We start from the raw sequence: 20,579 nt of genomic DNA, 5'->3' as shown, positions 1-20,579 counted from the left end.
CTATTAATAAACAATTGGTTGAATATTTAATCATGTCAAAACTCTTTTTTGCTTCACTTTTGATGCTTTTATCATTTCAGTCTGCGGCGTTTACGCCCAAAGAAGTGTGCTTCGATCAAGATTCGGAGTTTATTGGATGGCTTACCGACGAAGAGTGTGCCGCTTTAAATGGCAACAGTCCTGATGACTTTACTCAAAACTCGGAATATTCACATCCTACGCGAGAGCCAATCGCAGAATCAGAAGAACCCGTAGTCATTGTCTTATAGTAATTAAACCTCGACTATGAACATTCTTCCGAAAACAAAGAGCCCATTTCGCTGTATTTAAATGGGCTCTTTTTGTTTCCTTATCCCTGACAGGGGCATCCGACAAACATAAAAAATCCCCAAGTCTGGAACGACTTGGGGATTTTTGTTTTTAAGTAATCGTGCTTATCCCGTCTAACTTTTATTAAGCAAAGATAAAGCTGTATAAGTAACCCGCGCCCATTGCCATACTTAGGATGACAAATAGGAAAGCTGCAATCATTTGGTTCTTAAAGATAGATTTCAACAAAATCACTTCTGTAAGACTTGCGCCAGCGCTACCAATGATCAATGCCATAACTGAGCCCAATGCCATACCTTTTTGTACTAACGCCGCACTTAGTGGAATCACTGCCTCTGCACGGATGTACAATGGAATACCAATGATTGCTGCTACCGGAATCGCGTACCACTTCGCTTCACCTGCGTATTCTGCAATCAGATCCGTTGGGATGAAACCATAGATGAATGAACCAATCGCAATCCCCATCATTAGGTAAGGGAACACTTGTTTAAAGTCTTTCCAAGTTGAGTGCCAAATACGAACCCAACGGCTTGGTTGCTTCTCTTCGACAATCGTCGCTGTTGCAGTACCGTCTGATGAACAGCAAGATACTTCCACTTTAGGTTCAGCTTTTGGCGCATCACCACAACAAGATGTTTTCGCCACAACTGGAGCTGGTTCACCACAAGCGCTGGTACCACAGCTAGATGCTGGTTTCGCTTCTTCTTTTTTCTTGCTTGAGTCACCGCAAGAAGTACCGCATGAAGAAGAACCTACTGCTTCGTATGCTTCTGGTTTTACGTAGCGCTCAAACCCAAGTTTTTCAAGTACATAACCTGCTACTACTGATACTGTCATCGCAATAGCAAAGTAGAATACTGCCACTTTCCAACCAAAGGTCACCACAAACAAGCCAATGATCACTGGGTTAAGCAGTGGACTTGCAAATAGGAACACCATCATTGGTCCAAAACCCGCCCTTGCACGCAACAATCCTTTTAAGAAAGGAATCGTTGAACATGAACAGAAAGGCGTAATCGAGCCTAGCAACGCTGCAATAAAGTAGCCCTTACCCTTTTTAGAGCTCAGGATAGACTGAATTTTTTCTGGTGTTAGAAAGTCTTGCAACACACCCACGATATAGCTAATTGCTAGGAATAGAATGATTAGTTCGGTTGCAAGAAACGCAAACATATCAAGCGCTTCTTTGGCCATTGTCATGATTTCTGGATTCATATTTTATCTCCTACTGATGTCATATCAGTAACTGTAAATTTCCTAATGAAGCTGAATTCTTCATTTCTATTTTTCTCGAATTATAGAATTAAAAATCGATGCGTCAACCATTATATTTCGATAAATATCGAAATATAAATTTAACCCTTACTAATCAATAAATTAGATATTGAAATTTTCTTGTTTGCTATTCATCTACACTTTCACTATCATCGAAATGTATTTATCGTCAGTCATTCCAAGAGGTCAGTATGGAACTCGAAGCTGTAGCAAAAGCGCTCAAAGAGCTAGGACACCCTACCCGTCTATGTATCTATAAAGAGGTGGTTAAAGCGGGCTATGAAGGTATCGCAGTTGGTGGCGTACAAGATAAACTTGGCATTCCAGCTTCTACTCTTTCTCATCACATCTCGAGCCTTGCCTCAGCTGGCTTAATCAGTCAGCGTCGTGAAGGTCGTACTTTGTATTGTGTTGCTGAGTATGAATGTTTAGATACGGTTATTGGCTTCCTGCGTGACGAGTGTTGTATCAATGAAAACTGCTAACCTTGAATCGATTTGGAGCGAATACGAACACGCTATTCACGCCTTCTTGCGCTCTAAAGTCAGTAATGAAGATGATGTAGACGACCTCAAACAAGAGATCTTGCTTAAGACTTATCAGAATCTTGGGGATATTCGTGATGTATCGAGCATCAAGTCATGGCTATTCCAAATCGCTAATAACGCCATCATCGATTTCTACCGCAAACGTGCACGAAACCAGCGTGATAATGACCTCATCGCTGAAGATCTGTGGTTTGAAGAACAAGCAGCGAGTCTTAAACAAGAGTTGTCAAAGTGCATTGCACCGTTTGTGCAGGCGCTACCAGAAGAGCAATCGCAACTGCTCTCTTCTATTGAGCTTGAAGGTATGAGCCAAAAGAAGCTCGCAGAACAGCAAGGCATCAGCTACTCGACTCTCAAATCACGTGTTCAAAAAGGACGGGTAGAATTGAAAAAGCTGTTTGAGGAATGTTGTAGCTTCTCATTCGATAAACAAGGTCGCATGACAGGTTGCAACCAAAACGGTTCTTCTTGCGATAAATGCTAAGCAGTTTTTAAACCTGCTTATCAAACCATTCGGTCACCAACGCCACCAGCTTTTGATGCACAGGGCTTAACGTATTGCCTCGCTTTAATAATACATAACCTGCACGACCTTCGTTCGCCATAAAGTCTATGTTTAAAGGGACAAATTCGCTCTTTTCATCATGAGCTTGCACTAAATGATGAGGAAGCAAGGCAAAGCCATCATTTTTCAATAGTCGCATCAACACATCAATGTTGCTGATTCGGGAGATATTTGGTGACATCACCTGTTGATTGCCAAGTGCACTGGTACTGAAATTCTCTGCAATGTATTGGTGATGTGATGCGAGGTCCTGCAGAGTCACAACGGGGTTCTGCGCTATCGAGCTTTTCCGATGCGCATAGAAGGTAAACCTCGGATAGCCCAAGTTTATAAAAGACATCCCTTCAGTTGGGAACGCTTTACCACTGTTAAGTACCACCGCAAAATCCGCGTGTTTCGCCATAAGCATGTCTAGCGCTTCATCTCGGCTGCGATGTAACCAATGAATCGCCGTATTTTTGTATTGCTTGCGCAGAGACAGGTCGATGTCTGCGATGGCATCACACGGCACCGACATGTCGTGACAAATCGTTATTTCCGGAACATCCCCTTGAGAGTAGCTATCACAAGAAAGTTCTAAAGACTGCATTTGGTAAAGGATGTGCTTGGCTTGAGTAACTAACGTCGCCCCTACTTCCGTCAAGACTGGTGTTCTTCCTTTGCGTTCAAACAAGATCACATCCCAATCAATTTCGAGATCGCTGACTTGGTGATGCAGCGTCGCCCTGTCTTTCCCGATTACCCTTGCGGCTTGGCTAAACGATCCATGCTCCGCGACAGCAACAAATGCAGTAAGTTGGTCAAAACTGGCTCTGGGCATTAGAATATCCTCAAACAATAAACCCGTTTATCTTAGCTCAACCGACATTCTTTTGTTGCAAAGTTTGCAACATAACTGAGATTACATGGTGAATATTCCACGTAATAATGACCTCGTATTGAAACGTTACGAGGGCAATTCAATGAAAGGTTTTAGCAAAAAAGTACTTCTAGCAGCATCAGTCGCAATGGCAGTCGGCAGCATCTCTACCGCAGCAAATGCGTGTTCACGTTTGGTTTGGGAGACTCAAGACCACGGTGTATTTGTCTCTCGTACCATGGATTGGATGGAAGCCAATCAGCCAACTATTGATGTTCGCCACGCAGGTCAAACCTACCGTGGATACGATAAAGGCGATGCGCTGACGTGGACATCGAAATACGCTTCTATCGGTGTGAGTATCTACGGCGTGGGTATTATTGATGGCTTTAACGAGAAAGGCTTTGCGGCTAATGCATTGTTCTTGGATGAAGAGAACCCTGGCGCGCCACAAGCGGGAAAACAACAAGTTGAAAACTCGCGCTTTGTCGCTTACCTGATCGATAGTTTTGCATCCGTTGATGAAGCATTGAAGCACCTAGATTCAATCCAAATACAACAGTTCAGTCACAATGGCATTGAAATGAAGGGACATTACTCACTAGAAGATGCAAGTGGCGATTCTGCCGTATTGGAATACATTGATGGTGCTTGGCAAGTGCATCATGGCAAACAATATGACGTGATGACTAACAGCCCAGAGTACGCGCAACACTTGAAAAACTGGCAAGAAGCGCAACCAAAAGCGAAGAGTGATGTGAATGGTGAGTTCCCAATTCCGGGTAACATCAACTCTGCTCAGCGCTTTATCTGGAACAGCTATATGAAGGATCAGCTTAAAGAGCCAAGTAGCTACACCAATGGCATTGCGAAACTCGACAGTGTGACCTACAAAATCCCATTGGATGCAGCAAACCGCCCTGTGAATGGTGAAATGCGCGGCTACGCGACCATCTATGGTTTGGTGTACAACTTAGACCAAAAAGTGATGAACGTACGCTATCAGTATGATGACAGCTACACACAGTACTCAGTGGACTTTAACAAGTTGAATGACGGTCATAACTACACGATCAAAGCCGACTTACCGGATCTGTTTGGTGACATTTCATCTCGCTTAGAAAAAGGCGACGGTGTAATGGGTCAGCACTTAGTGAAATAGCTCTGATTATGTAAAAAAACAGAACTTGAAAGGTGTGTGGACAAAAGCACCATTCAAAAAAGCGCCGACATGCTCGGCGCTTTTCCTTTCTATTCGTTTTGTACTCAATGACGCTGCTCTCGATAATGCCCAGGGGAGACTCCCCTCCAAGTGCTATGCGCTCGAATGAATGAGTCGGCAGGTAACTTGGCGTATGCCAGCACCAATTGCGGTCGATATCCATATCGTTAAGCAGCACTTTCCAACTCTGAGGTACGCTGAACTGACTCGCTCGCTTGATCATATCTGATTCCTAAGCACTTTTTTCCATAGTTTGACGCGATATTTTTAGCACCAATTTTCTTGGTAGAAAAGGGACGATCCACTCAAGGATGAACTTCAAACCGCCTTCGTTGAACGCCACCAACTTGCCTTGTTCCATAGCGCTATAGCCACACTCAGCAACAGAACGAGGAGACTTAGCATTTTTGAAGACTTCCACTCCTTGTAAATCCCCTGCGACAACAAAACCCGTCGCTACCGCTCCCGGACACAAAGCTGTGGCAGTTACGTTGGTGTCTCTAAGCTCTTCTGCTATCGCTTGGGTAAACGAAGTAACATAAGCCTTAGTTGCGTAGTACACCGCTTGCAATGGACCTGGCATAAACGACGCCGTTGATGACACATTTAAGATCTTACCATGATTGCGTGCCACCATACCTTGCAGATACAAGTGAGTCAGATTGGTTAACGTCACCATATTAAGTTGCATCATGGCTTGGTCCGCCACGAGATCACGTTCATGGAATTTTCCGTGACCACCAAAGCCAGCGTTGTTAATGAGCATATCAATTTGCAACCTTTGCGCTTCGGTTTGCTCAAACACACGTGTAGCAGAATCAGCCTGAGTCAAATCCTCTGCAATCACAGCAACCTGAACCTTGTGTTTATCGCGAAGCTCTGATGCCAGTGCCTCTAGCTTGTCTTTAGAGCGGGCTACAAGCACTAAGTCTCCACCCTTTTCGGCGTGTATACGCGCTAATTCTTCACCGATACCACCTGATGCGCCTGTAATTAATGCTGTATTTGCCATGTGCCTGTCCTCTTAATGCTCTGACTGATTCGCTGTTGGTCACAGCGTAGTTGGTATGGACACAGTTTATGCAATCCAATCACGCCACACATTGGCAAAAGATGCCATCTTGCTCGCCAATCGTGCCACTCATTAAGAGACCTCTGATTACAGAAATTTATTACATTCAAAACAAATGATAATTTTTAGCTCACTTATGTGATGGCTAACATATCGAAATGACTTCAAGGTGCGTGGGAATACGCATCGAACAACATGGAAATTTCCAACTATTCTAACTTTGTTGGGCTGCATAAATCTGGGTTCCAAACCCTCTGGGGAAATGAATGAAAGCAATCACCTATCAAAAAGATCAAGATACCTTTACTTATACTGACATCGATACGCCAGAGATAAACAGCAGCTTCGATGTACTAGTGAAAGTTCATGCCGTTGGGCTCAATCCTGTCGATGCAAAAGTAAACCTTTGGCACGAGATGGTCGACGGGATAGATGATACATTCGTTGGTGGTCTCGATGTTTCGGGGGAAATCGTTGCCATTGGCGACAAGGTATCAGGTTGGCAGGTGGGCGATCGCGTACTCTACCATGGCAACATGCGTCGAATGAGCGGTGGCTTTGCCGAATACGCAATTCAGGACTCGCGCACGCTGGTTACGCATCCTGATGTTGATCCAGAAATCGCAGCCGCTTCTCCATGTGCAGGTTGGACGGCTTATCGAGCCCTTGTCGACAAGCTGAACATTTCTACCCGTAAGAGTATCTTTATTGCGGGCGGCTCTGGTGGTGTTGGTAGTTTTGCTATTCAGTTAGCTCGCTTCTTCGGCGTAGAAACCATCATAACCACAAGCTCTGCTGCAAACCATGAGTTCGTACGTTCGTTGGGTGCAACACATGTAATTGACTACAAACAAGAGAATGTACGTGAGCAAGTTATGTCAATTACTGAAGACTTAGGAGTGGAAGTTTCTTTGGATTGCGTTGGTGGCGACAACGACATCTTATGCGCCTCTGTGCTTGGCTTTGAAGGTGAAATGGTTGAACTAGTAAGAACAACTCGCGCAACAGAATACCCAGGCGCTTTCCTGCAAGGACTTACTTTTCATCAGTTGAGTCTAGGCTCAGGGCATGTTCATGGTGAACAAGGCTTTGCTTCTATGGTTAACGCTGGGGTGGAATTCTCGCATATGTTAGAACGCGGTGAGGTTATGGTGCCAAAATTGGAAGTGGTAGAACTAAAAGACGTCGCTCAAGCTCTAGTCTTTATTCGTCAGCAACGAACGGTCGGAAAAATCGTCGCGAAGCTCATCGACTAAGCACTCAATCCCAAGCGACAAAAAGGAAAAGGAAGCGCAAACTCCAAAGCAGTTTGCGCTTCAAGGGGTATTATTTCTCTACAAGCAGCATCGCCGATTTTGCTGCCACTTTAATCTCTTCAGTACAAGGCATCTCTTCGCCTGTCATCATGTCTACCAAGGCTTTATTCAAGGTAAGTTGTAGTGATTGTGCTCGTGAAGATTTATTCAGCACTAAGATGCCCTTTTCACCACGTTGCAACACCAACATATCGTCGTTACCTTCAAGCACCGTCATCGGTTCACCATGCACTAGGTTATGGAACGCTACCATCTTCGCCATACGCGTATCTTGCCACGCATTTCGCCATCTTGGTCGACCATCTGCGCCCTTTATGCCACTGGTATCCAAATCCGTGTAAACAAGTGGTACACCTCCATCGCGGCCTAGGATATAGGCATACGCTAGCCACTCATTCTCTTCATCCATGACTAAATCCAAGAACACATCGTTATTTGGAATATCGTGAGTGATGGCAAAAGTAATGGCTCGACGGTTCGACAACGCTTGACCAAAACAGTATGGGTCGATCAAAGACTTAAAGCTGCCTTTCTTTGAGAACGCCTTAAAGATGGTTGAGAACAACGGAAAGTCATATGCACCCAATCGTGTCTCTTTCAAATACGGTTCCAAGAACAGCTCATACTCTTCTTCTGTTGCGCCACCATCGGTGATGATCTCACCAAAGATATGCACATCTCGCGTGATCTCTTCTGTCCAAACCAGCTTTAGGTGCTCTAGGGTCATATGCTTCGCAGCATCGATACGGAAACCTTTCACACCCATTGACTTAAGCGCCTTTAAATACGCTTTTTGCTGCTCAACAACGTGCTTGCATACACGCAAAGTTGGTAAGCCAGGATCGGTAGGACCACCAGTGATTCGACCGTTCTGCACTTGCCATTTGTCTTTCCAATCTTTGATCCCAAAGGCTTCAACAAAGTCATTTTCGTCAAATAGCGGCTCAGATAAATCGCCAAATAGAATCAGGTCTTGATACTTGCTCGCATTTTGTTGGTAGTCGTCCATCACGCCTTGACGTGGATACTGTAGATCCGGACGAAGGTGCGCTTCGTTCGCCATATGATTAAAAACGACATCGGCATAAACCAGTACGCCTACATGATTGAGTGCTTCAATCATGTTTTTGAAATCTACTGTGTTACCGAGTGCATTGTCGATAATCCGATAATCTTGAGGTTGGTAACGCTGCCACCAGCGTTCGTCTTGTGCGCTTTTCATCGGTGGAGAAACCAACACCGAGCCATAACCTAGCTCGCTGATTTCCGATGCGCGTTGGGCAATGTCAGCATACTTCCAATCAAAAGCGTGCAAGATAACATTTGCACCTGTTGATAGTGTTTCCTGTAAGCCACTCATGTTTCTCTCCTCGTCGCGTTCGCTCACCCATTGTTACTCAAATTCGTCGTGAGCGAATCCAATAGCCGAAATTATAAGAACTATTGACGCGTCGCCCTCACCCCTTTTGTGTTTCTGCTAGGGGGAAAAACAAGGCGTAGCTCATCCCTTGTTAAGGGTTAAACGTGTGTTTAAAAGCACTTTAACACCATGGAGATAACTAGACATGAAAACATGAACCACTAAGCATCTGTTTTATAAATACTTTATTAAACTCATCATAACCCATGCTTAATCGAGCTAATACGCCTTTTCTCAATAAGAATGAGAGAAAAGAGCGCAACAAGACCATATGTAACAAATATTTAAGAAAGTGAAACTGCTGCTTACGTCACAGTTGGTGCGAATAATAAAACGTTCAAAGTGAAACCTATCCCTTTAATCACCCTTTAGATGGATAAAGAATCCATCAAGTTCAACACTTTAGAACTACACAGCAATACATAGAGCAATGAAACTATGAAGCGCGTCGTCACCTAGCTATAGGGTGGTCACCTTTTAAAATTACATATGCAACAATTTGTACTTATTTTTGAGTGCATGAGGAAAAACATGTCTTTTTGGGGAGTTACATTCGCGATCTGCATTCAGCTGGTTACTGCAGGCATTTTTGGAATGGTCGTAACGGCTTGGATTGCTTTTAAAGCAGAAACTTATGATAAAAACGATTACCAACATATGTTTTTCCTCGTTAATTTTATCTGCTTTATCCTAGCGCTATTTGCCTCTGTCGGGTTACTAATCTACGGTCTTATTTTTAGTGACTCATCTCATTACTATCAATATCTAGGGCTACCTTGGTTTTTTGCTCTGACTGGTTTTTCGTACCACATATACTGCCATTTAAGGTACAGCAAAGCATACCGCATGAAGGAAATGCAAATGTGGCGTGAACACTGGTATGAAACGTTAGAAATAGAGACCGATGAGGATTTATCTAAGTTTAAACTTGACGATGTCATTCGATTTGGCGCTTGGAAAGCAAGCTCAGAAAAGCAAGCCTCTTGTCTCGATATTTTACCTGCAGGAGAAGAGGTCTATCAGCGGGTTCAACAAGCAAAAGCACTGGCGGCAACCAAAGTACCAGCAGACGACCAGATGGTGCTCAATAAGCTAAAAGAGTTTGAAGCCTCTGTTTCAACAGTGTATCGCCTCTCATACAAAGCAAGTCATGCGTTTGGGTTCAAGAATGACGAATCTCACTCATTTCAACGTAATGTCCGTAGAGGGAACAAAGATACCTACCCAGACCTTGAAGACGAAGTTTCGAAAGTACTGGATGCTCTAAATGAAATTGCCATCGTCACGATATCCAACAACTCGGGCGAGACAATGATCGATGCGCACATCTTTTTGCAATATGCATTAGAAGGGTTATTTGGTGAGCAGGAAATACTGACGAACTATGTACTATGGACTTATGTAGAACACTTTTATCACGTCAACCCATTCCAATTAGCACTAGAGTTATCGCAAATGGGCGTGAAGGTCCTCAAAAAAGACGGTGAAATCTTTGTCTTTGTCGAAGAGCCAGAACAATCATCGCTACGGTTAGAGGACTTCAATTCAGGAACTCAGTATGCAATGAGTACTAGCTAAAGAAAAAGCCAAGTGATGCTTGGCTTTTTTAATTTTAAGTACGGTACCACATCTAAACAGCATGCTCATTACGCTGTACTTTTTAAAGCGCTCAAAGTCTGTTATTTGCTCCGATGTTGTTCTTACAACTTTTTGATCATAAGTTTTATTGATTGGTGTTCTTCTGTAGCATGAAACGGCTTCGTACCATTAAAAAGAAATTCGTCATATTTCACACTTGCTTTTGCACTGAACCCCATTCTTTCAAACACATATTGTGAACGAGAACCCGCAGATTCAGCTTGCACAAAACGGAAACCAAGTGCCCGACCATTATTAAGCGCTGCGTTAATCAACGCAGAGGCAATACCTTGACCACTGTGATCATTGCGAACACCGATAAACTTAACTTGTAAATAAGAACGCTCAGGAACAGTAAGCGTCTCAAAGTATTTTGAATTGAGCTCTTTGAGAATAGCCATCATTGAATCATCATCAGCATTGTCAAAAGATAATGCTTCTTTGAGGTCACAACACAATACGCCAGCAATAATTTCATTGTTGCTATCAACTGCGACATAACCTAGTTTGCTTTCCACGTTGGTCACACTCATATATGTCAAGTAATCTAGAAACTCTTCGTTGACATGTTCGCTGTCAACTTGATTGCTAGCAAACGAGTCGAAAATAACTTTAGCTACAGAGTCGATGTGTTTGTGTGTAATTGGTTCGATTGTAAATGGCATAATGCACTCCATTGGGAGTAGCACAACAGATGCACTACTCCATGATTAAAAGTAGTGCCAAGGAATCTAAAGGTGAATTCTTGCGGGGCAAGGAGCGGAATAACCAACCGCTCTTTATCGTTTTAGGCGAAGGAATTGTAGATTAATAGTTCGCAGAAGGGAATAATTTTTGCCTACGACCAAGCATCTCTAGGCAGAAACTATTAACTAAGTACGGTAAAGAACCTTCACAACGTGCCAGCCGAATTTAGTTTTTACTAGGTGCGGAGTTAGAACCTCACCTGAAAAGCAAACTTTGTCGAACTGTGGCACCATTTGACCACGGCGAAACTCACCTAGGTCGCCACCACGTTTACCAGATGGACAAGTTGAGTATTTCTTTGCCAACGTCTGGAATTTAGCACCTTTCTTAAGTTGCTTAATGATGTCTTCAGCTTGTTCTTTGTGCTTTACCAGAATGTGTAAAGCGGCTGCTGTATTTGCCATGTGTTTGTCTCTCACTGTTCGGGTGGCGCAAGTTTACCGAAACGCTTCAATATCGCAATGATTTCTCAAATTCAGGCTCTATCTTCATCCATTAATGATCGGAACTCGCGGACAAGTTGATGAAAAGTTACCCATTATTGAACGTTATTTCTCTCTTTATTTGTTCTATTTCCTAAAAAGCTCATTTTTCCACGCTCTACGGTTGAAGCTGTCGCCTTATAAGATTAGATTAGTTACATAAATCAGTGATATTGATAAGGTTATTTTCATGGCAAAAGTCGCAAGTAAAGCGAACCAATCTCAAGGCATGTTGGTGTTTAAACTCACCCTGCAACAGAACTTCGCAATTGGCACACTTAAAGTCCGTGAAATTGTTCCTTACATGCCAACGACCAAGATTCCATATTCTCATCACCACGTGATTGGGACCGTCACGATTCGTGACTTAACGGTACCAGTGATTGATATGGCAGCAGCGATTGGATTCCGTCCGATTCAAGAAGAGGAATACAAAAACTGCTATCTGATCGTGACAGATTGCTTGCGCACGGTGGTTGCGTTCATGGTACGAAGTATCGAGAAAATCATCGAATGTGACTGGAAAGCAATTGAAACGCCACCAGAAAGTGCAGGTCACAACATCTTTGTTACTGGCATTACTCGCTATGAAGAGAAAATCGTCCAAATGTTAGATGTCGAGCTTCTGCTTTCGAAGATCTACCCTCAATATGAAAACACTAAGATTCCTATGCTGACAGACATTGAGCGTGAACGCCTGAAAGCCTTGAGTATCCTTTTAGTTGACGACTCTTCAATTGCACGCAAACAGTTAAGTGACGCGTTGGATCGCATCAATATCCCTTATCAAATTTGCAAAAATGGCTCTGATGCACTCGATTTAATGAAGCGAGAAGCAGAAGAAAACCGCCCTATTGATCTTCTAGTAAGTGATATCGAAATGCCAGGATTGGACGGTTATGAACTTGCGTTTGAAGTTCAAAACGATTCCGCACTGAACAACTCTTACCGTATTCTTCACACCTCTCTCTCTAGCGAGATTTGTGTTGACCGAGCTCACCAAGTTGGCGCTCATGAAGCACTAGAGAAGTTCAATGCAGGAGAATTGATTGAAGCTATGCTGCGCGGCGCAAAAGAGCTAGAAGCAAAAGCGATGGCATCATAACGACTTTAGTTTGTCTCGTTATTTACTTGGCATCGTGTAGCTGCGAGACACAAACTCCGTTTCTTCCACTTGATAAATGTGATTGATATAGGAAGCCAAGCTATAAAGCACGTTAGCTAGCAGGTTTGAATAGCGGAACAAAATTGGGGCGGGTTGCTTCTTACCTGAATGCTCTACCGCAACCAATGCGCGAACGACCTTCTTGGCTTGGCAGCGACACAAATGTAATTGGCTGGAAGTTGGGTGACCACCGGGAAGTACAAACCCCTTAAAACCACCGTCAATGCGCGCTTTGATTGCGTCGTAGTCAGCTTTTAACTCATCAACTTCCGCTTCTGTGATTGCGAGCTTGCCGCGGATAGAGCCGTTCAAATGGTACACGTTTGGCTGCATGCGAGTTAGGACGTCGCGACTAAAATCATCTAACTCCATCGATAGCACAAGCCCAATTCGACTGCACAACTCGTCTGCCGTAATTTCAAAATCGCAGACCGGACTGTCTTCATAAATGAATGGGTAACAAATCTCGCCAAGTTCCTTACTTACTGGTCTCATGCTCTTTCTCTGTACTTTTGGTCTAATAAAAAGGGAGTTATTATAATCTAACTCCCTTTGGGCATTCACACCCGTTTAGACGATCATTAAGTTAGAAAGCCAGCTTACGCTTTTTCGACTCTCTTGTGACCTTCTTGAAGGTGAACAAAATCAACCAAATCATCACCAGACACTTGGTAAGCCTGACCAAAACCTTTTACGAATAGACCTTGCTCTGCTTTTAGGTTAAATAGAACAAAGTCTTCTAGTTGGCTTAGACCGTCGATGATTTCACCAAAACGATCTTTCATTTGACCAACAACTTGCTGCCACATTTCAGAGTCACGTTCTACAACTGTCGCAACCGCATCAAACGTTAGACGCTTGCGAGCAAACAACTGCTTAGATGAATCCTCATCTTCAATCATCATCAAAGATACGTTTGGATTCTCAAGCAGATTGCGCGCGTGACGAGCAATCTGAGAAATAAGAACGAAGTAACCTTCCTGGTTTTGTACGTATGGGGCGTAACTTACGTTTGGACGACCTTCCGCATCAACTGTTGCTAGTTGAATCGTACGGCGCTCCTGACGAAATTCCTTAATTTCTGGTCCTAGACGACCTTGTAAACGCTCTTGTTTAACTTGCTGATCCATTTTGATACCTAACTTTACTTGTTTTGTGTTTCCGAATTTAAACTCGGTTATTCTTTGATAAACGACGCCACCCCACCTGTTGGCGGATGGAGCAAGCGTCGTATGCATTTAACATTGTTAATTCTATGTTGGAACTACTGATTGAACTCAGCTTGCATTGCACGGAATGCCGTTACTTGCTCTTCAATCAGTTCGCGCTTTTCATTACGACCGAGGTAGATCTTAAAGATGTTGCTACCGCACTCAGAGAAGAAACCAAAGTAGTGGCTTTCACGCCCCATAAACGGCTTACTTACTAGCGCGATGTTTTTCACGTTATCCAGTTTAAGGTGACCGTGAAGCTCCCCTTCTTTGCCCATTAAGTTGTAGTAACCACGTGCCACTTTGCCTTTCGGGAACGGTGCTTTCACTTCAAAGATTGAGCCGAAAGAATGAACAATCGTCGTTACAGGACCAAAGCCTACAAGACCTTCTAAAATGCTTTGAGCTTGCTCACCCGGAGCCACCGCTACCATTTCTTGAGGTAGTGCTGCAACCACATCAAATTCCGATACGCCAAGGCGCTCTGCCATCGCCGCAGGTAACAGTTGCGGTTCTTGTTCTAGTAGGCTTTCAACCTGTTGCTTAATTGATTCCATTGGTTTTTCCATTTCTTTTAGATGTTAGATACTTTTGGTACGTTTTCGTTCATTTCCGACGTTAGTACCTGAATACATGCCTGTGCGAGAGAAACAGCCCAGAAGCTCCCTGCAAGGGTTAGCACTAAGCTACGCTCTTGAAGCTCGACCAAGCCCTTGTCGTGCCATACTTTGAACAACGGCATTAGGAAGTTAAAGGTGTCTTCACCCATGAAGTTTGGCAGTTTGTTCCCTTGAACAATGCCACGGTCGAAACCTGACTTTAGCGCAGCAAAGAGTGGCTCTAGCGGGCTTTGTTTCATCATCATCGCGATGGTGCTTTGCCCTTCATTGACGGCTTTGACATAAGTGTCTAGCGTGCGATGTTGCATCATGCCGTAACCACCGATGTTACCGCCGGCACCACAACCAACCGGAAGCACTTCTGCATACGTCTTCGCTAAGCTGTTGTATAAGCTGCGTTCACGGTTATCGATCGCCCAATGGTTTACACTGAGCTGCTTCATATGGTGTTTCGACATGAATTTCGCACCGAGCTCGTACATACCAGCTTTTTCAGGCGTGGTTGCCGGTGGCGGCATCTTACCCTTCTCAACTAGGTTCAACATTGGGGCTGTCCCACCAACAACCAGTTGATATAGGTCCAAACCGTGCGCACCAGTAGACATAAAGTCGTGCAAATCTTGTTCGAGCACTTCCTTTGTCTGATAAGGCAAGCCATATAGCAGATCTATAATGACGGGAATTTTGTCTTCTTTAGCGAGCTCAGCAACGCGGTTCAAGACATCTTCACGATCATCTAAACGCTTAGCGCTACGACGTACTTTGGTATTGAAGCTTTGCACACCAAATGAAAAACGGTTGAAACCTCCGTCTAGCGCTCCCTGATACAGCTCGTCCGAGAATCGGTTAATACGTCCTTCTAGGGTAATTTCACAATCGGCGGCTAAAGGGAAATAGTCATGAATTGCCTGACCAAGAATACGAACCTGATCTGCAGATAAATCTGTAGGCGTGCCCCCACCGATATAAACCGCATGAAAAATGCCACTTTGTGTCCATGGCAGTGCTGCTTTTTCTTTCAGCTCTTTCATCAGCGCTTCAAAGTACTCATCAACAAGCTTACGGCTCGCAGCATTTTGGAAGAAGTTACAAAAAGTGCAGCGCACACGACAAAATGGCACATGAATGTACAAGCAACGCTTATTGTTCTTTTGCGTTGTTTCAGAAGTGATCCGTGACAGGATTTCACCTTGTTGTGGCGGTGGCACAGGCATACTGCTACCACCCGCGTGCGCAGAGTGTTTTTTCACAAACGCAAAACGCAGCGGATCGGGGCTGTCACTCCCGAGAATTGATTCGTCAAATTTATAAATGTCGACGCTCATATTTACTCACTTAAAGCCCACCACACAAAGGATTGAGGCTCATTTCAAAAAAACTGTAAAGATCATAATTTGCACGTAATGATAATGCAATTGATAATTGATCTTATTTCCTTTTCGAGCAATAATCTTCCCACTTGATAATGATTCCTACTACCGAGATTTACCCGTGAACGTAAAAAGATATGCCATTGCCGGTGGCGCCTCTTTAGTGGTGCACGCAGCGCTTCTTTTTGTCTCCCAAGAGACAAAAGTGTTTGCAATGCCAGCAGGCAATCCCACCAGCTCGGTAAGCTTGAATTTAGTCTCAGCGCCAAAACCGGTACAAGCGGCTCCTACGCCACAAGAAGTGGTGGAAGAGAAGCACCCGGAGCCAAAGAAACAACCTGAGCCTCCGAAGCCAAAACCAAAGCCTGAGCCGATTAAAAAGACGGTAGAAAAGCCGATCGTAAAAAAAGAAGCGGTGAAGAAAAAACCAGTCCAAAAGAAACCTGAACCGGTTAAAAAACCTCAACCACCAAAACCCGTTGCAAAGAAAGATCCGCAACCAAAAGAAAAAGTGGAAGAGAAAATCGCAAAAGAACCTCAACCACAACAAGCGGCTCCTACAGATCAATCGAAAGGGGCGACATCACAGCCTGTAATGATTGACCAACCAACGTTTGTTTCTCAACCAGTACAACCTCGTTACCCACGTTCAGCGCAAAAGCGTGGTATTGAAGGGGTTGCGCTGTATGAAATTTGGCTTGACGAAAACGGTAACCAAATTAAACAAGTACTTATCGAATCATCTGGTGCAGAAATGCTGGATCTTTCTGCTCTACGTGCCATTAAACAATGGCAGTTTTCACCTCATATTTCTGGCGGGCACAAAGTCGCTCACCGAGTTCAAATCCCAGTTCGTTTTAAGTTGGATGGATAATGGAACAGCTACAACATTTACAAACCCAATTTGGTCTTATGACTTGGCCTTTAGTTATTTGCTCTGCACTTACAGTCATGATCATTGCGGAAAGACTCTTTCAAGTATTCATTAGCCTAGGAGTTGGTAAACGCGCGATTCGCCAAAAGCTGACCAAGCTTGACCCAACCAACAACAAAGACATCGAAGCACTAGCGGATGAGTTTTCGGGTAAACGACCTCTTTTATATCGTGGTGTTGCAATGCTGCTTGCGCATCACTCTTTTTCTAAATCACTGCGTGAAGATGCGGCTGGTATTTGGCTTCAAGAAAAACGTCATCAGTTGCACTCAGGTCTGCGTCTGTTGACCTTGATTGGCGTGATCAGCCCCCTGATTGGTCTATTAGGTACCGTTCTTGGTCTTATCGACATGTTTAAAGGTATTGCTTCTTCTACCGGTAACATTACGCCAAACGACTTGGCAGATGGCTTGGGTCTTGCGATGCGTACGACTGCAGCTGGTTTGATCATTGCGTTACCTGCTATTTCTGGCGCGCAACTGATTGGTCTTTGGGCAGATCGTGTTATCGCTAAGCTTGAACACACTCTGAACTATGTAAATCTGTGGCTCGAAGGCATTTCTCTACAGCATGTATCTCCGGAAAACAGCAAAGAAGTCGCGACTGTTGCAAATCATGTTGAAGCGAGAAGTTCATGATTAAGGCACCACAAGACAACAACAGTCATGGCTTAACACCAGACTTAACGCCACTGCTCGACATCATTTTCATCGTAATGGTGTTTTTGATGCTCACTGCAGCAGTGAAGTTAGATTCCCTAGATGTGAACCTACCAAGCACCGATTCCCAAGCTGTGGCTGAGGTGGACAAACAATCAATCACGGTGAACATCCTTAAAGAAGAGCCACACTGGGCGATCAACGGTAAGGCGTACATCGATTGGGAAAACTTTACGATGGCTCTGTTAGAAGAGAGCAAATCAACCGACAAACCTATTGTGATTGGTGCGGAAAAAACCGCAGACATTCAGTCACTGGTTAAGCTTCTTGGCTTTTTACAAGAAAACGGAATTCAAGCGACTCAACTGCTCACTGAAGAGTCGCAATAGAAGAACACAAGATTGAGAACACACTAATGAATAAAACACTTTCGCCCGTTCGTACCGCATTGACTGCAGCCATTACTATGCTTGCTAGTGCGAGCCTATTTGCCAACGAAGCTCCATCAAATGAACGCGTGGTCAGTGCCGGCAGCGCTGTCACTGAACTGTTACTTGCTCTTGATGCAAAAGATAGCCTTGTTGCTGTCGACGTAACAAGCCAACTACCGGAAGGTATGGAGTTGCCAAAAGTTGGTTACCACCGTCGTCTTTCTGCTGAAGGTCTACTGGGATTAAGCCCGACTAAATTGATTGGATCAGATGAAATGGGACCAAACACCACGCTAGACCAATTGAAATCAGCAGGTGTTGATGTTGAAGTCGTCAATACAGAAGCAAACGTGGAAGGTTTGGTTGATCGTATCGACCAAATTGCGACTATCATGCATCGCGAAGCTCAAGCGACAGCGCTAAAAACTGAAGTTGAAGCACAAGTGAAAGCACTGGAAGGCAACCAACCAGCAAAAGCTGACAAAAAGAAAGTACTTTTCCTACTGATTCACGAAGGTCGCCCAGCAAACGTAGCGGGGTCAGAAACAACACCAGACGCAATCATTCAACTTGCAGGTGGAGAAAACCCAGCAGCAAGCAAACTCTCTTCATACAAGCCACTGTCAACAGAAGCTATGGTCGAGATGCAACCAGACGTGATTCTTGTGAGTGGGCGTAGCTATCAAACAATGGGCGGTGCAGATGCCATTCTGAAAGCAATGCCTCTCCTTGCCGCGACTCCAGCAGGTATGAACAAAAACATCGTGACAATTGACGGTCATGCGCTTGTTGGTGGTTTAGGACTTAAGAGCCTTTCAGAGGCGAAGCGCCTAAACGAGCTGCTTTACCCGTAGAGAGATTCAATGCTGTTAAGACGAATTCCTTTATCTACTACCCTACTCGCGTTATCTGGCATTTTAGCTTTTATCGCAGTAGCGTCCATTACAGTAGGTCCAATGAATATTAGCTTCTCAGACAGTCTGAGAAGCTTAACAGGAGCAGGTTCAGACCTTGCTCCTCATATTCAGTTAGTCATCAACGAAATCCGCCTTCCACGCACCATTCTTTGTATGTTTATTGGTGCGATCCTCGCTATCTGTGGTGTTGTGATGCAGGGGTTATTCCGAAACCCTCTAGCTGAGCCAGGCATCATCGGTGTTTCCGCTGGCGCGGCGCTTGGCGGCGCATTTGCAATCGTCGTATTTGCCGATTTCAGTCAAAACTACCCGACACTAATGAACTTAGCTGCCTTGCCATTTTTCGCCTTCCTCGGCGGTGCAATTACCACGGTATTAGTTTACTGGTTAGGTACGAATAAGTTTGGTACGTCAGTCACCATCATGTTGCTTGCGGGGGTTGCAATCAGCGCACTCTCGGGCGCTGCGATTGGTTTTATGAACTTCATCGCCGATGATCAAATGCTGCGAGACTTAACTCTTTGGTCGATGGGATCGCTGGCTGGGGCAAACTGGTCAGGGATTGGTTTAGCTGCTGTGACTCTCATCATCTTGATGTTCTGGTTCCAGAGAAAAGCCATGTCATTAAATGCGTTGCTTTTGGGAGAATCAGAAGCCAAACACCTAGGTGTGCCAGTACAGAAGCTCAAACGCCAACTTATCCTGTTGTCTGCAGTTGGTGTGGGTATTACGGTGAGTATCTGTGGTGCAATTGGATTTATCGGTCTGGTGATTCCGCATTTAGGTCGTATGCTTGCCGGTCCAGACCATCGCACGCTGCTGCCTATTTCAGCGCTTATGGGCGCACTACTTCTTACCGCTGCTGATATGTTTGCACGAGTTGTTGTTGCACCCGCAGAGTTGCCTGTAGGCATTGTAACCGCATTGATTGGTGCGCCATTCTTTATCTACTTACTGTTCCAACAAAAAGGGAGGATTCTGTAATGAGTGACATCGTTCTGTCTGGCAGAAACATCTCCATGAGATATGGGAGCCGAGTGGTACTAGACGACATCAGTATTGATATTCGTGCAGGCGAGGTCACCGCATTATTAGGTCCTAATGGCGCGGGTAAGAGTACACTGCTGAAGTTATTGTGTGGCGAGATTCCGTCTCAGAATGATATCCAGTTCTTTGGTAAACAAAAAAACGACTGGGAGCCTTCGGAGAGCGCCAAACACGTGGCGATGTTGCCGCAGCACAGCACGCTGACCTTCCCGTTCTTAGCGAGAGAAGTAGTCGAACTAGGTGCGATTCCTCTGTCCATTTCTAATAAAGAGACCACAGAGCTTGCTCTGCAATACATGAAGCAAACCGATGTTTTGCATTTGGCTGATAACCTCTACCCTGCTCTCTCTGGTGGTGAGAAACAACGTTTGCATTTGGCTCGCGTATTAACACAACTTCATCTATCCGGTGATAAGAAGATCTTAATGCTGGACGAACCTACCTCTGCATTGGATTTAGCTCATCAACACAATACATTAAAAATCGCTCGTCAAGCGGCAAAAGAGCACAACGCAGCGGTCGTAGTCGTATTACACGATCTTAATTTGGCATCCCAGTATGCAGATCGCCTTGTACTACTGCACGACGGTAAACTTGTCTGTGACGATACGCCATGGAACGCATTAACACCGGAACGCATAGAACAGGTTTACGGCTATCACTCCATTGTGACCAAACACCCTACGTTGGATTTCCCACAAGTTCACGCTGCGGCATAACCTCTATCGATTAACCAAACGATTTATGC

The 20,579-nt window shown here is 44.5% G+C and carries 23 protein-coding genes; 13 read left to right on the top strand and 10 right to left on the bottom strand.

What is annotated here, in order from left to right:
- The first annotated feature begins 32 nt into the window (after window positions 1-32).
- Window positions 33-269, top strand: coding sequence for a hypothetical protein (locus OH459_RS06435; protein ID WP_005452502.1), 237 nt, complete (start codon window positions 33-35; stop codon window positions 267-269).
- Between the two features lie 184 nt (window positions 270-453).
- On the opposite strand, the gene OH459_RS06430 is transcribed toward OH459_RS06435, so the two are convergent.
- Window positions 454-1,548 carry a permease gene (locus tag OH459_RS06430; protein ID WP_005452504.1) on the bottom strand — a complete coding sequence of 365 codons (1,095 nt, stop codon included), beginning with the start codon at window positions 1,546-1,548 and terminating at the stop codon, window positions 454-456.
- A 251-nt stretch (window positions 1,549-1,799) separates the two neighbouring features.
- Here OH459_RS06430 and OH459_RS06425 point away from each other — a divergent pair, with 251 nt between their 5' ends.
- Entirely contained in the window at window positions 1,800-2,093 is a 294-nt protein-coding gene (locus OH459_RS06425) for an ArsR/SmtB family transcription factor (RefSeq protein WP_005433559.1), read from the top strand.
- A complete protein-coding gene (gene sigZ / locus OH459_RS06420; RefSeq protein ID WP_269986078.1) occupies window positions 2,080-2,640 on the top strand; it encodes an RNA polymerase sigma factor SigZ in 561 nt (186 codons plus the stop codon). The genes OH459_RS06425 and sigZ overlap by 14 nt, the downstream gene beginning before the upstream one ends.
- Window positions 2,641-2,647: 7 nt before the next feature.
- Here the strand turns inward: sigZ and OH459_RS06415 are convergent, their stop codons facing one another.
- Window positions 2,648-3,541, bottom strand: coding sequence for a LysR family transcriptional regulator (locus tag OH459_RS06415; RefSeq protein ID WP_005452507.1), 894 nt, complete (start codon window positions 3,539-3,541; stop codon window positions 2,648-2,650).
- Between the two features lie 85 nt (window positions 3,542-3,626).
- Here OH459_RS06415 and OH459_RS06410 point away from each other — a divergent pair, with 85 nt between their 5' ends.
- Window positions 3,627-4,742: a linear amide C-N hydrolase gene (locus OH459_RS06410; RefSeq protein WP_045486661.1), complete on the top strand. Its 1,116-nt coding sequence runs from the start codon at window positions 3,627-3,629 to the stop codon at window positions 4,740-4,742.
- Window positions 4,743-5,034: 292 nt separating this feature from the next.
- On the opposite strand, the gene OH459_RS06405 is transcribed toward OH459_RS06410, so the two are convergent.
- Window positions 5,035-5,814 carry an SDR family NAD(P)-dependent oxidoreductase gene (locus OH459_RS06405; protein WP_269986074.1) on the bottom strand — a complete coding sequence of 260 codons (780 nt, stop codon included), beginning with the start codon at window positions 5,812-5,814 and terminating at the stop codon, window positions 5,035-5,037.
- A gap of 326 nt (window positions 5,815-6,140) precedes the next feature.
- Between OH459_RS06405 and OH459_RS06400 the strand changes: the two genes are divergently transcribed.
- A complete protein-coding gene (locus tag OH459_RS06400) occupies window positions 6,141-7,130 on the top strand; it encodes a zinc-binding dehydrogenase (RefSeq protein ID WP_069687727.1) in 990 nt (329 codons plus the stop codon).
- A gap of 70 nt (window positions 7,131-7,200) precedes the next feature.
- Here the strand turns inward: OH459_RS06400 and OH459_RS06395 are convergent, their stop codons facing one another.
- The gene (locus tag OH459_RS06395) at window positions 7,201-8,550 is read right to left on the bottom strand and encodes an alpha-amylase family protein (protein ID WP_269986072.1); all 1,350 of its coding nucleotides are present in this window, start codon (window positions 8,548-8,550) and stop codon (window positions 7,201-7,203) included.
- 591 nt (window positions 8,551-9,141) lie between these two features.
- Here OH459_RS06395 and OH459_RS06390 point away from each other — a divergent pair.
- On the top strand, window positions 9,142-10,188 hold the full coding sequence (locus OH459_RS06390; protein WP_188014607.1) for a hypothetical protein: 1,047 nt from the start codon (window positions 9,142-9,144) through the stop codon (window positions 10,186-10,188).
- A gap of 122 nt (window positions 10,189-10,310) precedes the next feature.
- On the opposite strand, the gene OH459_RS06385 is transcribed toward OH459_RS06390, so the two are convergent.
- Together OH459_RS06385 and ppiC are read right to left on the bottom strand one after the other, a co-directional pair.
- Entirely contained in the window at window positions 10,311-10,913 is a 603-nt protein-coding gene (locus tag OH459_RS06385; protein ID WP_050940127.1) for a GNAT family N-acetyltransferase, read from the bottom strand.
- 207 nt (window positions 10,914-11,120) lie between these two features.
- Window positions 11,121-11,414: a peptidylprolyl isomerase PpiC gene (gene ppiC, locus OH459_RS06380; protein WP_079722410.1), complete on the bottom strand. Its 294-nt coding sequence runs from the start codon at window positions 11,412-11,414 to the stop codon at window positions 11,121-11,123.
- Window positions 11,415-11,667: 253 nt separating this feature from the next.
- On the opposite strand from ppiC, the gene OH459_RS06375 reads away from it, so the two are divergent.
- A complete protein-coding gene (locus OH459_RS06375; RefSeq protein ID WP_005452523.1) occupies window positions 11,668-12,582 on the top strand; it encodes a chemotaxis protein in 915 nt (304 codons plus the stop codon).
- A gap of 18 nt (window positions 12,583-12,600) precedes the next feature.
- Here OH459_RS06375 and OH459_RS06370 read toward each other — a convergent pair whose 3' ends face one another.
- From OH459_RS06370 to hutW, 4 genes are all read right to left on the bottom strand, one after another.
- A complete protein-coding gene (locus OH459_RS06370; RefSeq protein WP_269986062.1) occupies window positions 12,601-13,137 on the bottom strand; it encodes an ATP:cob(I)alamin adenosyltransferase in 537 nt (178 codons plus the stop codon).
- A 104-nt stretch (window positions 13,138-13,241) separates the two neighbouring features.
- A complete protein-coding gene (gene hutZ / locus OH459_RS06365; protein WP_005452526.1) occupies window positions 13,242-13,772 on the bottom strand; it encodes a heme utilization protein HutZ in 531 nt (176 codons plus the stop codon).
- A gap of 134 nt (window positions 13,773-13,906) precedes the next feature.
- Window positions 13,907-14,410: a heme utilization cystosolic carrier protein HutX gene (hutX, locus tag OH459_RS06360; protein WP_005452528.1), complete on the bottom strand. Its 504-nt coding sequence runs from the start codon at window positions 14,408-14,410 to the stop codon at window positions 13,907-13,909.
- A 17-nt stretch (window positions 14,411-14,427) separates the two neighbouring features.
- A complete protein-coding gene (gene hutW, locus OH459_RS06355) occupies window positions 14,428-15,798 on the bottom strand; it encodes a heme anaerobic degradation radical SAM methyltransferase ChuW/HutW (RefSeq protein ID WP_009701463.1) in 1,371 nt (456 codons plus the stop codon).
- Between the two features lie 166 nt (window positions 15,799-15,964).
- Between hutW and OH459_RS06350 the strand changes: the two genes are divergently transcribed.
- From OH459_RS06350 to OH459_RS06325, 6 genes are read left to right on the top strand one after another with little or no spacing between them, the layout of a single operon-like run.
- Complete coding sequence (locus OH459_RS06350) at window positions 15,965-16,717, top strand: energy transducer TonB (protein WP_049537875.1); 753 nt, start codon at window positions 15,965-15,967, stop codon at window positions 16,715-16,717.
- Window positions 16,717-17,415, top strand: a complete 699-nt coding sequence (locus OH459_RS06345) for a MotA/TolQ/ExbB proton channel family protein (RefSeq protein WP_005452532.1) — start codon at window positions 16,717-16,719, stop codon at window positions 17,413-17,415. The genes OH459_RS06350 and OH459_RS06345 overlap by 1 nt, the downstream gene beginning before the upstream one ends.
- The gene (locus OH459_RS06340; protein WP_005452533.1) at window positions 17,412-17,825 is read left to right on the top strand and encodes an ExbD/TolR family protein; all 414 of its coding nucleotides are present in this window, start codon (window positions 17,412-17,414) and stop codon (window positions 17,823-17,825) included. The genes OH459_RS06345 and OH459_RS06340 overlap by 4 nt, the downstream gene beginning before the upstream one ends.
- A gap of 26 nt (window positions 17,826-17,851) precedes the next feature.
- Window positions 17,852-18,721, top strand: coding sequence for a heme/hemin ABC transporter substrate-binding protein (locus OH459_RS06335; protein WP_005452534.1), 870 nt, complete (start codon window positions 17,852-17,854; stop codon window positions 18,719-18,721).
- 9 nt (window positions 18,722-18,730) lie between these two features.
- Window positions 18,731-19,768: a FecCD family ABC transporter permease gene (locus OH459_RS06330; RefSeq protein ID WP_074051327.1), complete on the top strand. Its 1,038-nt coding sequence runs from the start codon at window positions 18,731-18,733 to the stop codon at window positions 19,766-19,768.
- Window positions 19,768-20,550, top strand: coding sequence for a heme ABC transporter ATP-binding protein (locus OH459_RS06325; RefSeq protein ID WP_074051326.1), 783 nt, complete (start codon window positions 19,768-19,770; stop codon window positions 20,548-20,550). The genes OH459_RS06330 and OH459_RS06325 overlap by 1 nt, the downstream gene beginning before the upstream one ends.
- The last annotated feature ends 29 nt before the right edge of the window (window positions 20,551-20,579 follow it).

Origin of the sequence: Vibrio sp. MM46, from assembly GCF_027587135.1 — a bacterium.
GTDB lineage: Bacteria > Pseudomonadota > Gammaproteobacteria > Enterobacterales > Vibrionaceae > Vibrio > Vibrio harveyi.
Note: the sequence above shows the minus strand (reverse complement) of the source record. Positions and strands in the feature narration are given on the sequence as shown.

Excerpts from the sequence above, each read along its gene's own strand:
- OH459_RS06415 (WP_005452507.1), bottom strand. The coding sequence starts at position 3,541 with ATGCCCAGAGCCAGTTTTGACCAACTTACTGCATTTGTTGCTGTCGCG.
- OH459_RS06430 (WP_005452504.1), bottom strand. The coding sequence starts at position 1,548 with ATGAATCCAGAAATCATGACAATGGCCAAAGAAGCGCTTGATATGTTT.
- OH459_RS06410 (WP_045486661.1), top strand. The coding sequence starts at position 3,627 with ATGGTGAATATTCCACGTAATAATGACCTCGTATTGAAACGTTACGAG.
- OH459_RS06345 (WP_005452532.1), top strand. The coding sequence starts at position 16,717 with ATGGAACAGCTACAACATTTACAAACCCAATTTGGTCTTATGACTTGG.
- OH459_RS06330 (WP_074051327.1), top strand. The coding sequence starts at position 18,731 with ATGCTGTTAAGACGAATTCCTTTATCTACTACCCTACTCGCGTTATCT.
- OH459_RS06335 (WP_005452534.1), top strand. The coding sequence starts at position 17,852 with ATGAATAAAACACTTTCGCCCGTTCGTACCGCATTGACTGCAGCCATT.
- OH459_RS06425 (WP_005433559.1), top strand. The coding sequence starts at position 1,800 with ATGGAACTCGAAGCTGTAGCAAAAGCGCTCAAAGAGCTAGGACACCCT.
- OH459_RS06325 (WP_074051326.1), top strand. The coding sequence starts at position 19,768 with ATGAGTGACATCGTTCTGTCTGGCAGAAACATCTCCATGAGATATGGG.
- OH459_RS06405 (WP_269986074.1), bottom strand. The coding sequence starts at position 5,814 with ATGGCAAATACAGCATTAATTACAGGCGCATCAGGTGGTATCGGTGAA.
- OH459_RS06435 (WP_005452502.1), top strand. The coding sequence starts at position 33 with ATGTCAAAACTCTTTTTTGCTTCACTTTTGATGCTTTTATCATTTCAG.
- OH459_RS06385 (WP_050940127.1), bottom strand. The coding sequence starts at position 10,913 with ATGCCATTTACAATCGAACCAATTACACACAAACACATCGACTCTGTA.
- hutW (WP_009701463.1), bottom strand. The coding sequence starts at position 15,798 with ATGAGCGTCGACATTTATAAATTTGACGAATCAATTCTCGGGAGTGAC.
- OH459_RS06370 (WP_269986062.1), bottom strand. The coding sequence starts at position 13,137 with ATGAGACCAGTAAGTAAGGAACTTGGCGAGATTTGTTACCCATTCATT.
- hutX (WP_005452528.1), bottom strand. The coding sequence starts at position 14,410 with ATGGAATCAATTAAGCAACAGGTTGAAAGCCTACTAGAACAAGAACCG.
- OH459_RS06400 (WP_069687727.1), top strand. The coding sequence starts at position 6,141 with ATGAAAGCAATCACCTATCAAAAAGATCAAGATACCTTTACTTATACT.
- hutZ (WP_005452526.1), bottom strand. The coding sequence starts at position 13,772 with ATGGATCAGCAAGTTAAACAAGAGCGTTTACAAGGTCGTCTAGGACCA.
- OH459_RS06340 (WP_005452533.1), top strand. The coding sequence starts at position 17,412 with ATGATTAAGGCACCACAAGACAACAACAGTCATGGCTTAACACCAGAC.
- OH459_RS06395 (WP_269986072.1), bottom strand. The coding sequence starts at position 8,550 with ATGAGTGGCTTACAGGAAACACTATCAACAGGTGCAAATGTTATCTTG.
- sigZ (WP_269986078.1), top strand. The coding sequence starts at position 2,080 with ATGAAAACTGCTAACCTTGAATCGATTTGGAGCGAATACGAACACGCT.
- OH459_RS06375 (WP_005452523.1), top strand. The coding sequence starts at position 11,668 with ATGGCAAAAGTCGCAAGTAAAGCGAACCAATCTCAAGGCATGTTGGTG.
- OH459_RS06390 (WP_188014607.1), top strand. The coding sequence starts at position 9,142 with ATGTCTTTTTGGGGAGTTACATTCGCGATCTGCATTCAGCTGGTTACT.